This is a genomic window from Maribacter luteus, assembly GCF_009674825.1.
GTDB lineage: Bacteria > Bacteroidota > Bacteroidia > Flavobacteriales > Flavobacteriaceae > Maribacter_A > Maribacter_A luteus.
Genome location: NZ_WKJH01000006.1, coordinates 187,496 through 200,071, shown reverse-complemented (window position 1 = coordinate 200,071; position 12,576 = coordinate 187,496). Strand labels below are relative to the sequence as shown.

Below are 12,576 nucleotides of genomic sequence, written 5' to 3'. Positions count from 1 at the left end.
TTTACCTTTTCCCTCAGTTCTTTGTAGTATACAGTTATTCTCCTTCGAAAAAATCATTATCAAGTTCTTTAACTTCATAGGTAGTTTTAACCTGTACACCAACATTGTAATCATGCATTAAGTCAACTAATTTTGCTCCATCATTTAAAATTATTGAGTGGTGAGCTTCTCTGGATTTTCTTATAACAGCATCATCAAATGATGATGTGGTTATAAAAACTCCCTTACTGGTATCTCCACTCATTGCTCCAATAAAGTTTCGTATATCTTTTTCACGAACTTTATTTTCATTATATCGTTTTGCTTGGGTATATATTTTTTCCAATCCGAGTTTATCTTCATTTATTATCCCATCTATTCCGCCATCATTTGATTTTGAGGTTTCGATAAAATCGCCGTAACCCATCTTTTTCAGAAGAATAAGAATTACTTTTTCTAAATAATAAGGATCAATTTCTTTTAACTTTCCTAAAAGTTCAGTTTTGACTTCGGCTTCAATAGTTGTAAATCCAGAATCAATTAAATCTTGAGGAGAAGAATTTTCCACATCAACTGTTTCTAGAATTACTTCATTTTCTTTTTTAGTTTGAACAGATGCTCTATGATTGATAAAATCAGGATCACTTTGAAGTTCACTTAAAGTCAAATTACCTCTTTCTAAAATTTGTTTTCCTTTATCTGTAATTTGCACAAAGCCTCTTTTTGGGTAAGATAAAAACTTCGCCATTTTGAGATAAGATTTACCCCAAAGTATTCTATCAAGTAAAACGTTTGCCCCAGACCTTGTCTTTTTTTTTCAATAGTTCTTTTGGTAAATCCGAATAGTAGTTATGGCGGACTCGAGAAGCTAGTTCACGACTATTTAATGATTCAACAGAATTTAATATCTCTAAAACTGGCACAAATGTTTGGTGATATTTTGGTAGTTCCTTTTAGTTTATTCTAATTATGTACAACTTGTTTATATACGTGTAAAACACATCTTTATACACTTATATTGCCTTTAAACAGTTAGAAAACCCATTGTTTAATTTCCTTTTTCATCTTACCCTAAAGGTTTTTATTCGTCATAAAAACCATTCTAGGTAATGCTTTCCCAAGATAAATATTTTTAAAAAATTAGCGTACTGAAAAGCGTAACGGCAGACACCTTATTTTTCTTTGCATTGTTTTCTAACAGAAGAATATCCTTGTTGCGTATTTGTAGGTAAGCGGTCTTTGTTCTGCCATGCTTTCAACCCATGTAAGGGCTAACTTATGGTATTCAGATTGCCTTGTGGCGTACTACGCGTAACAATGGGAATATAAGTATAAAAAGATTACGATACGCGCACCATTAACATTAATTAGAGCCTTTGTAAATTAAGTTTTCCAGATTTATTTCCCCAATTTTTGAAGTCAGCCCAGCATCGGAATACAGTTCCATAATAGGATCCAGTAAATGATATGTGTATTTTGGAGCATAAATCGTGGGATTCTCGGGTCGGAACCCTTCATAAACGACCTTTACTTTTACCACCATTTGTGGGTTCTTTGTTTTATCGTTTATCAAAGCTTCGGCCGCGGCCGGATCCATTTTAAAAAGCACCTCAGCATTTATATGTTCCACCTGTTGTGTTTTATTCAAGATTTGCTGCCCATAAGGTGTCTTGGGAAGAAACTCAAAAAAATAATTATCCCTCGTACTTCCAAAATCCATACTATAACTAGACCTCCTTTTGGTGGGAAGTTGCACCCAAAATCCATTTTTGTCGAAATCATAGGATCCTTTGAACTCCAGCGGAACAACAAATTGAAAATCTTCCGTAGCGTCCTCAAAAAATGTTTGGTTCCATTGCAGTATTTTATCTAAATACTTTTCTACAAATGCCACATATTTTTCATTCTCGGTAAAATCATCGGCATATTGCCCTCCCCATTTGGATACAATGGGAGCATTACCGGTACCGTTCCGATCATTCATAAAATATTCCTTTTTCAAGGCATCCGTGCCCATTAAAAATGCAAAATTCATTAGGTATCCTTGTGCCATATTGGATTTTACCTCTTCTTCTACCAAGGGTTTACTAATGGGGGTGAGGGCCGTTCTGTCCATTACCTTAAAATGATCCTTTAGGGTATGCATTCGTGCCAATAACAAAAAAGCATTATAACCCATTTTCATTTTTACTCTTTTCTCATTGACCTCGGGAGTCGACACGGGCATTTTCGGATTGTTGGGCATGGTATAAAAATTACAGGAACCGAATCTTGGGAGCCCCTTAAATTTTTGAACGTAAATATCATGAAACGCCGGATCTGGCGATTTATACACCAAATAATCCGATTCGTTAAAAGTGGTTGTCGATTGCGGTACGGTAGTAGGCGGTACGACTTTGTTTTCATCGGTTTTGACGGTTCCCAATTCTTTTGCCCCCTCCTCTTTCTTTGTTGTACCCTTGTTTCCGGTAAAAATATCATCTACCTCTTTATTGGCTTTCTCGGTAAGTTTTTCTTCAGCTTGCTGTTTTAGCTTTTTAAAAAACTGGGCATTGGCCCGGGGTGCCACTATAAAGAACAACATTCCCATTACCACCATAATTGTACGACTGCTTCCCATCTGTCAGTTTTTAAGATTTGTACTATTAATATCTACCTCTCCCATTTTATCGGTAAGTGTCACATCCTTATAAATTTCAACGATCGGACTCTCTAGTTCATATTCCCATTTTACAGAGGTTGTATTGTTGGGCTTGGGGCTTACAAGCACCTTGAACACTACATATACCGGTGACCGAGGAATTAACTTGTAGGTCTTCGCCTTATCGGCATCCATGGGCAGGAATATTTTTTTGGCCTGATGTCTTATTGCTTTTTCGTTCTCGGTATACGCCAAAAAATTGGACTGATGTAGAATGAAGTCCCCTCCGATGGAAAATAGATTCCCTATCCAATACCCCTTTTCCTTAAAATCATATTTTTCGCCCACCAAACCCTTTGCCACATAATAGGCGACCTCGCTATCATTGGTATAAAACGATTGGCTCCAATTTTTAAGGGTATCGAAGTATTCCTTTACAAAGGTGGTATAGCTACGGTTCTGGGCAAATTCATTTGTAGACGTACCGCCCCAATACGAAACATGCATCCTCTCCCCTGCCCGATTGTAAAAACTACAGGGTGATGGTGCTTCGGAATCACAAAAATATTCTTTCAATTTGTCCTCCGATAGGGTTTCCCCAGCAAGAATCCTTAAATTATTTTGGGCAAATTCTGAATTCTTTTTGGCAAGGTCGCCTGCCGTATTTATATGTTTGGTCAATTTAGACCGATCCATATCCTTAAAAGTATCCTCTAAAAATTTTAACTCTAAAAGGGCTTTATAGGCCTTATTGGTAATCAAGGCATTTGATCCACTTTGAAAATTGAGTTCACCATATCTTGGCAAGCCGTTATATGCCTGTATTACAATATCCCTAAAATCTTTGGAAGGTGCCTTGAACCTTAAAACCTCTTGGTCTTGAAGACTTGGGTCTACCTTTTTTACCAGTGTTTCCGTTGGTGTTGTTTTGGTATCGGCCCCTGTTTTTACATTATCGTTTACGGTGGTTTTCGTTTCCCCGCCTAAAAGTTGGTCCGATTTTTCACCGGCAACCTCCACCACCCTATCCTCTACATTCTTTTTTAGTTTTTTAAAAAACTGGGCATGTACGGTGCTTGGTGCCAAGAAGCCCGTTATGGCAAAAAGTAGTACAAAACGTGCTCTTATATTTTTAATTTTCATCATTGTCTCTTATCTGGTTTTGGATACCATGGTGTTTATGTCAATTTCGCCTACTCTATTGGTAAGCGCATCATCGGTATAAATTTCAATAATGTGACTGTTGAGGGCAAAGGTGGTCTTTAGCTGGTCTGCCCTATAGTTTTCGAGTCCGATCAGCTGCCCCGTGACGTCAAAAACTAAAAACAGGTATTGATAGTTTTCCGAAAAAGTCTCCGCTTTTTCAGCGGGCATTTTTAAGAGAATGGATGAACCGTTGGGATGCACCAATTTTCTTTCCGACGAATTACTGGGCTGAAGGCCGAACCACCTCAACAAAAAGCCGTTGTTACCAAACTCACCGGTACGTAACCAGTAGCCGCCCTCTTTAAAATCGTAGGTGCCCAAATATGTTTTGGCCACGTAGTAACCCTTAATTTCATTATCGGGATACAAGGTTTTTGCCCATTCTTGCACCAACGGAAACTTTTCTTTTACAAACGAGGTGTATGCCCTCAACTTTTGAAACTCCGAAGCTCCCCTTCCGCCCCAATACCTTATATTTCTAGGCTCATTGTAATACCCCTCTTCAGGGAATACCCTGCCACAAACCTCTTCTTTTATATTGCAGAAAAATTGAATCGCCTGTTCGGCGGTGCAAAGGGCATTCGCCAGGGTGAGCACGTGCTGCTGTGCGGTGTAGGATTTCTGCTCCTTGTCGTACATGTTAGGTGTACGCACGGTGAAATAGTCTTTATCCATCGCCGCGAACATATCTTCTTTGAACCGTATCTTTAAAAGTTCGATAAAGGCATGTCTGCTGGCATTGTTATGACTGAATCTTTTATCCATTTCAAAATAGGACGCTTCGTTGTTCTTTACATAGCTACCGTCCGATTTGATATAATATCCATCTTGGAGGCCAAACCGAAGTTTGCCCTTGTGGGTCTGTAGCGACAGGTCTATAAAACTTGAAGAAGGAGCGGCAAAAACTTTTTCTTCCCCTTGTCCCCAGACCGAAAAATGTACTACTAGCGGTATTAGAATGATTAGGAACTGTTTCATAATTTAATTGGTTAGGTCTGCCAGAGACAAAGTTTTAAAATGTTGTGTCAGTGCCTCGTCCGTATACAATTCCAAATCGGCACTTTCGTGGGAGTAATTAAATTCTATGGCCTTAGAGACTGACTCCATGGGCTTGTTAGACCGTTTTACCTTTATTTTTTTTACCGCATACAAGCGTTTTATGCCTTCTTTTTGAAATCGTTCTGCCGTTTTTTCATCTATGTGAAGTAAAAATTTTATGGTCTTACTCCTATCTACCGAGTTTTGAAGTGCCTCCTCGAACGGTTTCACCGGTTTAAAGACCACTTGTTTTCCGATGCCCTGCTTTAAGGAAAAAATGTTGTTGAGTATTAAAGAATGGTATGCGGTATATCCCTTTTTATCAAAATCATAATTACTGCCAATATTCAGCATAGAAACGTGGTAGCCGATTAGTTCGTCGTTTTCCATTACATTTTTGCTCCAATCTAAAAGTGGATCTAAACAGTGATCCACAAAAGATGTATAATTACGAAGCCGTTCAAATTCGTTCTTGCCTTGGTTGGCACTCTTACATTCATTGGCCAAGCATAGGTTAGGTGCCACCTGACTCCGTAAAAACCGCTGTAAGAAGGCGGAATTGGATTCTTTTTCGGACATATTGGAGGTCAATGTGGTTAACCGCTCCCGATCAAGGTCCTCCATAAACGGCTGTAAATATTTTAAGCTGACCAATAGCGAAAGATTACTTTTGCCCGTAGTTACGAGCTTGTTTTTCTCCATACGTTCGGGGGTTTTGGCACCACGATCTGATCCGCCAGCACGCATCCCCTGTCTTTGCCCACCAGTTTGTTCCCGATACATATTCGGAACCCCAAAACGTGGCAAGCCCTTATGGGCCTGTAATGTGATGGAGGCAAACTTATCGGAAGGTGCTTGGTAGACCACCATCTCTTTATCATTTATAGACTGTGCATTACCAGAAAGCACTCCCAAAAAACACAAAACAATCAACAAACATGACCTTACCATAACTTTTCCCTTTATATTTTTAATCCCAAGTAATGGTCCCATCCATGGTTAAAATGGTATCATCATCGGTGTTGATTACCGTAGTACCATCAAAAGTGACGCTCTTGCCCTCAAAATCAATTGCGAATCCAGCGCCACAGGCCGTAAAAAAGTTTAGATAGGGCGAAGTACAAGCATGCCTGTACTCTTCACCATCTTTTACGATGGTCATGGAAATACTTTTGTCGATATCAGCTGAACCTCCGGTAGAAAAATCCGCGGCTACGATAACAAATCCGTTTTGGTCATCCTCATAAACAAGTTCGTCATCGACCACAGAAATATTCTCCGACAAGAGTATGACAGATTTATCGGTTCCTGTAAGGGAGGCATTTGCAACCTCAATATTTCCAACGGATAACGAGGTTCCCAATTCCGATGTTTCATCTCCTGACAATGTAATATTGCCACGTGACTGGTAGGAAGCAGCTCCCTCTTCATTGCCGTCATCAGACCCACAACCAAAAATGAGGAACAAGGTTGAACAGTACAGTAAATTTTTAATATTGTTTTTCATTCAGTTACGTTATAATGTGGTTTAATTATACCTAAACTATCAATTACAATCGGTTCGTGCTATAACCAATTATTCTACGTATTGATTTTTCGCTTTACCGTGGCATTTGTTCTGATATTCGTAAAAACTGGTGTAACAGCCGATTAATAGAACAAAAAGTTTAAATTTGAAAACAACCAACCTTATAGCATGTCCCGACCAACTCAAAAAAAGTATTGTTTTTTACTTATCTGTTTGGTACATTTTTTTGGCACCTCTCAGCAAAATAAACTAGACTCCTTAAAGAACGAGTTACAAACTCACACCTTAAAAGATACCATAAGAGCAGGCCTGCTTATTGAGCTAGCGAGTGAATTGACCTATTCTGAACCCAATAAGGGATTTTCATTGATAGAAGAGGCCCTTGCAATTTCTAAAAAAAATATATGGATTAAAGGTGAGGCCTTGGCCCAACGCCAAAAAGGGAATTTACATTATGTTTTAGCGGATAATTTAAATGCCATGGACGCCTATCAAAAGGCTTTGGTGCTTAGTAGAAAAATACCGGACAAGCAGCTCGAAGCCAGTGTTTTAAGTAATTTAGGGAATATCCATGCCGATTTAAAGGAATACGACCGTGCCCTAGAAAATTACCGTGCCTACCTAGAAACGTCACAGGCAATGGGCAACAGGGCGGAAGAAATCAAGGCACTTTCCAATATCGCCATTATCTACAATGACACTGAAAATTTTGAAGAGGGTGTATCTTACTTGAACAAGGCTCTAACATTGGCCAAGGAAGAGGGAAACGATTTGTTCATAGCGGCCATTACCAACAATTTAGCCTTGGCGTATAAAAATTTGGGGGAGCACCAAAAGGCTCTTTTCCACTATCAAGAAGCTATGGCCATGGCCCAAAAAATAGGCAATAAATATATTGAGGCATCCGCTCTGAACAGTATAGGTAAAATAAACGTACTGCTGAATAACTATGCGGTAGCGGAAACATATGCCAGCAATGCGCTCTCCCTTTCCAAAGAAATCGGGGCCGTGGAGTGGGAAGCTGATTCCTGGGAGGTATTGAGTAAGGTTTATGAGCAAAATGGTAAAATGCCCGAGGCACTGAATGCCTACAAAAAACATATACAATTAAGGGACAGTGTACTAAATGAAGAAAAGAAATCGGAATTGACCCGTAAGGAAATGCAGTTTCAGATGGAGCGTCAGCAAGCGGTGGCCAACGAAGAAATTAAACGGCAGCAACTGGTGAAAAATATTTATTTGATAGGGGCCATTTTCTTTGTGTTGATGGCCATGTTCGGTTATTATATCTACAAACGTAGACGGGATGAGTTGGAAAAAAAGAAAACCGCCGAATTCAACGCCAAGGTATCGGAGACGGAACTTAAGGCCTTACGGTCCCAAATGAACCCTCATTTTATTTTTAACTCCCTCAACTCCATAAGTGATTTCATTTCTAAAAATGATATTCTGCAAGCAGATGACTACTTGGTCAAATTCTCCAAGCTCACACGAGCCATTTTAGAAAACTCAGAGAAAAAATCGATCACTTTAAGCGAGGATCTTGAACTAATGGAACTATATATGCAGATAGAGACCATACGCCTACAAAATAAGTTGCACCATCAAATTACGATCGATCAAGATATTGAGCCAAATAACACCCTGGTTCCCCCATTAATTTTACAGCCCTTTATCGAAAATAGCATTTGGCACGGTATCGCCCCTAAAAATGGAGATGGCCACATAGACATTAAAATCGAAAAAGAGGGGGATATGCTTAAATATGTTGTGGATGACAATGGTGTAGGACAATCTAAAAAGAATGTTCGTGGGAAAAAATCGAATGGATCTTTTGGCATTAAGATCACAAAAAGTCGAATTGATATTCTGAGTCATATAAAAAACAAAAAAGGATCTGTTAATTTGATGGATAAACCCGAAGGGGTGCGCGTGGAAATAACACTTCCTTTAGAACTTCAATTTTAAAAAACAGCATGTTAAAAGCATTAATAGTTGACGATGAGCAACACTGCATTGATCGCCTGGAAACGTTATTACGATCCAGTACGTACAATATAAAGATTATAGCTTATTGTAAAACAATTGATGAAGCCATAAAGGAAATTGCCAGCAGTACTCCAGATATTCTATTTTTGGATGTACAATTAGGAAACGGGACCGGTTTTGACCTTCTTTCACAATTGGACCATATAGATTTCGAAGTGATTTTCACCACATCCTATGACAAATATGCACTAAAGGCCTTTAAGTTTTCTGCCTTGGATTATCTATTAAAACCTATAGACAATACTGACCTCGACAATGCCCTCCAAAAGTTACGGCAACAAAAAAGCCTGAAAGAAACATCACAAAAAATAGATATCCTATTTCATAATTTTAAAGAGAGCAACCCGTCCTCTAAAAGAATCGCTATTCCTACGGTGGCAGGATTTACAATGTTGGACACAAAACAAATCATAAGGTTTCAATCGGATGCAAACTACACCCATATCCATACCTTGTCCAACAAAAAGATAACCGCATCAAAAACCATCAAGTATTTTGAGGATATTCTAGATGATAATACGTTTTTTAGAGTCCATAAATCCCACTTGGTCAACTTAGACTATATAGAAGCCTACACTAAAGGAAAAGGAGGGCACATAACCTTGTCGGATAAAACCAGAATAGAAGTTGCCGTAAGAAGAAAGGACGAACTGATACAAAAACTAAGGGCCTAGCACCCCATTTAGAAAAGAACTACACCCTTTAATCCCATATTTCAGGTCTATCAATTTTCATTGCCCTTAAATACGAAAGGAACTGTCCTGCGTGAACCGATTCGTGATATCCGATCCGCAGTAAATATTTTCCAAGGGTTTTCCTATCTCCATTCATAGGGTGAACGATTTCAGTTTCGTTTAATTCCGTATCCGAAAATCGTCGAACACTTTCTAAAAATGTATTTCTATAGGGTTCAGCAAATTCAAGTTCGTCGGCAACGCTAATGAACGGTCGATTTTTCCAAGGCGTTTTATAATTTGTCATATCCCCTTGATTAATAATGATATTCCAGCCATAATCAGCCTCCAAAACGTGCCTTACCATTTCTATGGCAGTCATTGCTTTTTCGTCAGGTTTCCAATTATAATAGCTCTCAGGAAGTACATTCCAAAGTTTTATGCTTCTTCTTCGTATCTCTGTAAAATTTAAAATTATGAGTTCGGATTGGGTCATTTTCTTTGTTTTCGAGAATGTCGTTTTACATTACAGCCAATGGTAAATAAAAGAATAGTAGCCGACTTCGTAGCACTTTCCCGTTAAATTACATAACGATTAAAACGGGCTATACCCCCTGAATTCAGTACTGTTTCAATTATTATTACTTTACATTTTACCTATTACCAAGTTAGGAAAAAAAGTGCGTTTTGGATCTTGCCGATCGGGAAAGCGATCGCAACTTTAGGTATGCAGGGAAAAAAGGTGTTTTAAGGCGAAGAACAAAATAGTAAGTAACTATACCGAAATTGGGCTAAGGCTTTTCATAGGAAGTTTTGCCCATAACAGCTGATACAAACACAGAAGAATAAAACAAAAATGATTCTTTGCATATGTTGCCTAACGTAGCGCTATGTGATGTCCGTGTAATTTATTGAAATATAGTGAAAACCGTTTTTGTTTAAAATTCGATTCCAAAAAGTAGTTTAATTAAATACCCAATAACAATGAGTATGATACCAGAAATAAGTTTGTTTTCCGAAATTAATTCCCAAAACTTTTTCCCGAAGTTCTTTTTTTGGGTAGTAGTTTCTTTTGCGTTCGTATCAATATTTTGGGGGCTATTGGAAAAAATAGATGATTGATTTACTTGTCCAATTGTTGAACCAGAAAAATCATTTATGTAATCAGATTTGTTATTTTCGTTTTCAGACCAATCAAGGAACATTTCCCAGGATTTAAGTTCTATTAACTTTGTTAGATATTTCCTATTACTTAAGTCACAAGCATACCCAAACCTAGTAGGTTTATGTAAAATTCCTAGGTTTTTAAGGTTAATAATAAATTCGGATATTTCATTCGGACTCTCTTTAGTTAAAGTAACGGATTTTCCGTTTTTCAAATTTTCTAAAGTTTTGATGGTATTTGCATCCATTTTTAATGTCACTTCCTTTAATTCAGTTATTTCTCTTTCGTATTTTTCGATTCCAAGTCGAGTTATTTCTAGTTTAGGGTGTTCTCTAAAAGGTGGTGTTTTTCCAGAACCCATTAAACGTTTTTGCTTAAAAGTAACAAGTCCATCCTTCTTTAATTCCTTAGCAATTCGAGTTAATTTTTCTTTGTCCGAACATATATGCGAAATCTCTAAAAATCCTTTATCTTGGTTTTTATATAGGTACTCTAAAATTGAATCGTATATGTTCATTTTAAATGGATGCCAGCGGTTTCGTATAAAATATCATTGCCAGCCCAAAAGGTATTTATGCATTTTATACAAAGTTGTATGACGTTTTATTTTCATTATTATTAAACTTTAGAGGCCGATGTTTTGGGTGTTGCGTCAATTACTACAATGTTTTCATGTCCTTCCTTTCCAATTTCCCTTAAAACTTTTTGAACTTTTCTTATGTCAGAAGAGGTATAGCATAAAACTACCGAAATATCATTCGATGATTTAGATGCAGCTTTATAAATATTAGTTTGATTTTCGAGATTCCTTTTTAGCGATGATGATTTGGCCAACTTAAACTCTACAATTGTTGAGTCTCCACTTCCAAAAGAAACCTTATAATCAGCTGGTCCACGACCATTGTTTACCTCTGAATTGACATCATAAGGCGAAGCATACCATGTCAACCTAAAGATTCTTTGTATCGTGTCTTCCTTTGCAATTGGCCGAGAACCATCGTAGAATATTCGATAACCATCATTATTTTCAATTACATCTTTTAGGAATAAAGTTCTTTGAAGAGATTCTTCGTAGCTATTAGGTAGAACTTTGTAGAAATCACTTTGTTCATTTAGCAACTCACACAATGGGGTGAGGGCATCTACTAGCTTGCTTCTGATATCTTCAATTTTAGCTGTAGTTACGGCACTGATTTCACCTCTTTTGTCCTCCTTAAGTTTGATATAATAGTCTATCAAATCAGGAAATTCTTCTACTGTTCTTATGAATGCATCAAGTTTGTCTTGTTGAGATGGTTTTTTAGGAAGGCACCCTCTGAAAAAATCGTTTACTGCAGATCTAAGAGATTCGTTTTCCAAAGATCTGGTCACATTGCTAAAATTGGAAACAAAGTCCGCATTATTGATGATTGAGTCATCTATAGTTAGAATATTTAAAGGAGTAAGAAGAATAAAATCACCGTTAGATTCTCTAAAGAAATATGGAAGTTTGAAAGTTCGAGGTTTCCAAATTTTCAGTTTTTTATCAAAGATACATCGTATTGAAAAATCTTTAATATGATCTTTTGAAAGATGTTCAAGTGCGAATTTTTCGGTATACTTAAGAAGATACTCTAAAATCAAGTTTGTTGTAAAATCACTAATAAAGTCTTTGCCAATTCCAGAGTTTAACAGGGTTAATTTTTCAATATGAGTTTCAGCAGAGATTTCTTCTTCTCCAAATTTATTATAAAACCCATTGAACGCCTTAATTGCACCGTTAGCGAACCTTTTTCCCAATCCCTTTCCACTATTTCCATATTTTGCTAAACCTAACCAATTTTGCTTTATCTCAGGGAATCTGAACAAATCTACATTAACATTTTTTCCTCCATTTTCTGTAGCGTACTCTTTCAAGTGTAAAAGATGGTTTACTACATTATCATGCAATTCTTTGTATTCGACTTTCTCTGATGCAAATAATAAAAAAGGGTCAATAAATAAAGGAAGGTCTGAGCTCAAACAGATATTCAGAGCCCCATATTCATTCATTACATCTTCTTCAATATCAAAGTATTCAGAGAAAAGAAGTTTGAAGTTCGACATTTTATATGTTTATTAAGTTCTGGTCTTAATGCAGCCTACTAGTTTATATACACGTAAAACACCGCTGTATACGCCCCTATGGGCATCAACTGTAACGGATCATTGTTTATCTACAGCTTCCCCCACATACTTTTAGACGCTCCTGGGTGCCGGTAACCGTACGGTCAGGAAAATGGTTGGCCCATTTTTTAGGACCCCTTTTCACACCCTC

At 37.5% G+C, this 12,576-nt stretch carries 11 protein-coding genes; 2 read left to right on the top strand and 9 right to left on the bottom strand.

Going from position 1 to position 12,576, the window contains the following annotated elements:
- Positions 1 to 34: 34 nt before the first annotated feature.
- The 6 genes from GJ691_RS10275 to GJ691_RS10250 all read right to left on the bottom strand — a co-directional run bounded on the left by GJ691_RS10275 (position 35) and on the right by GJ691_RS10250 (position 6,371).
- Positions 35 to 754 (bottom strand): restriction endonuclease, encoded by a 720-nt coding sequence (locus GJ691_RS10275; RefSeq protein WP_411556612.1) that lies wholly within the window; start codon positions 752 to 754, stop codon positions 35 to 37.
- A gap of 588 nt (positions 755 to 1,342) precedes the next feature.
- On the bottom strand, positions 1,343 to 2,599 hold the full coding sequence (locus GJ691_RS10270) for a hypothetical protein (protein WP_154366546.1): 1,257 nt from the start codon (positions 2,597 to 2,599) through the stop codon (positions 1,343 to 1,345).
- 3 nt (positions 2,600 to 2,602) lie between these two features.
- Positions 2,603 to 3,766, bottom strand: a complete 1,164-nt coding sequence (locus GJ691_RS10265) for a hypothetical protein (protein WP_154366543.1) — start codon at positions 3,764 to 3,766, stop codon at positions 2,603 to 2,605.
- Positions 3,767 to 3,772: 6 nt separating this feature from the next.
- Entirely contained in the window at positions 3,773 to 4,804 is a 1,032-nt protein-coding gene (locus GJ691_RS10260) for a hypothetical protein (RefSeq protein ID WP_154366541.1), read from the bottom strand.
- A 3-nt stretch (positions 4,805 to 4,807) separates the two neighbouring features.
- Positions 4,808 to 5,815 (bottom strand): hypothetical protein, encoded by a 1,008-nt coding sequence (locus GJ691_RS10255; RefSeq protein ID WP_154366538.1) that lies wholly within the window; start codon positions 5,813 to 5,815, stop codon positions 4,808 to 4,810.
- Positions 5,816 to 5,834: 19 nt separating this feature from the next.
- Positions 5,835 to 6,371: a hypothetical protein gene (locus GJ691_RS10250; RefSeq protein ID WP_154366536.1), complete on the bottom strand. Its 537-nt coding sequence runs from the start codon at positions 6,369 to 6,371 to the stop codon at positions 5,835 to 5,837.
- A gap of 189 nt (positions 6,372 to 6,560) precedes the next feature.
- Between GJ691_RS10250 and GJ691_RS10245 the strand changes: the two genes are divergently transcribed.
- Positions 6,561 to 8,360 carry a tetratricopeptide repeat protein gene (locus GJ691_RS10245; protein ID WP_154366534.1) on the top strand — a complete coding sequence of 600 codons (1,800 nt, stop codon included), beginning with the start codon at positions 6,561 to 6,563 and terminating at the stop codon, positions 8,358 to 8,360.
- Positions 8,361 to 8,368: 8 nt separating this feature from the next.
- Positions 8,369 to 9,115: a LytR/AlgR family response regulator transcription factor gene (locus GJ691_RS10240; RefSeq protein WP_154366532.1), complete on the top strand. Its 747-nt coding sequence runs from the start codon at positions 8,369 to 8,371 to the stop codon at positions 9,113 to 9,115.
- A gap of 28 nt (positions 9,116 to 9,143) precedes the next feature.
- Here the strand turns inward: GJ691_RS10240 and GJ691_RS10235 are convergent, their stop codons facing one another.
- The 3 genes from GJ691_RS10235 to GJ691_RS10225 all read right to left on the bottom strand — a co-directional run bounded on the left by GJ691_RS10235 (position 9,144) and on the right by GJ691_RS10225 (position 12,365).
- Positions 9,144 to 9,611, bottom strand: a complete 468-nt coding sequence (locus GJ691_RS10235; RefSeq protein WP_154366530.1) for a DinB family protein — start codon at positions 9,609 to 9,611, stop codon at positions 9,144 to 9,146.
- A gap of 442 nt (positions 9,612 to 10,053) precedes the next feature.
- Positions 10,054 to 10,797, bottom strand: coding sequence for a hypothetical protein (locus GJ691_RS10230; RefSeq protein ID WP_154366528.1), 744 nt, complete (start codon positions 10,795 to 10,797; stop codon positions 10,054 to 10,056).
- A gap of 101 nt (positions 10,798 to 10,898) precedes the next feature.
- Positions 10,899 to 12,365 carry a hypothetical protein gene (locus tag GJ691_RS10225; RefSeq protein WP_154366526.1) on the bottom strand — a complete coding sequence of 489 codons (1,467 nt, stop codon included), beginning with the start codon at positions 12,363 to 12,365 and terminating at the stop codon, positions 10,899 to 10,901.
- Positions 12,366 to 12,576 lie beyond the last annotated feature (211 nt).

Excerpts from the sequence above, each read along its gene's own strand:
- GJ691_RS10265 (WP_154366543.1), bottom strand. The coding sequence starts at position 3,766 with ATGATGAAAATTAAAAATATAAGAGCACGTTTTGTACTACTTTTTGCC.
- GJ691_RS10255 (WP_154366538.1), bottom strand. The coding sequence starts at position 5,815 with ATGGTAAGGTCATGTTTGTTGATTGTTTTGTGTTTTTTGGGAGTGCTT.
- GJ691_RS10260 (WP_154366541.1), bottom strand. The coding sequence starts at position 4,804 with ATGAAACAGTTCCTAATCATTCTAATACCGCTAGTAGTACATTTTTCG.
- GJ691_RS10270 (WP_154366546.1), bottom strand. The coding sequence starts at position 2,599 with ATGGGAAGCAGTCGTACAATTATGGTGGTAATGGGAATGTTGTTCTTT.
- GJ691_RS10230 (WP_154366528.1), bottom strand. The coding sequence starts at position 10,797 with ATGAACATATACGATTCAATTTTAGAGTACCTATATAAAAACCAAGAT.
- GJ691_RS10245 (WP_154366534.1), top strand. The coding sequence starts at position 6,561 with ATGTCCCGACCAACTCAAAAAAAGTATTGTTTTTTACTTATCTGTTTG.
- GJ691_RS10250 (WP_154366536.1), bottom strand. The coding sequence starts at position 6,371 with ATGAAAAACAATATTAAAAATTTACTGTACTGTTCAACCTTGTTCCTC.
- GJ691_RS10235 (WP_154366530.1), bottom strand. The coding sequence starts at position 9,611 with ATGACCCAATCCGAACTCATAATTTTAAATTTTACAGAGATACGAAGA.
- GJ691_RS10240 (WP_154366532.1), top strand. The coding sequence starts at position 8,369 with ATGTTAAAAGCATTAATAGTTGACGATGAGCAACACTGCATTGATCGC.
- GJ691_RS10225 (WP_154366526.1), bottom strand. The coding sequence starts at position 12,365 with ATGTCGAACTTCAAACTTCTTTTCTCTGAATACTTTGATATTGAAGAA.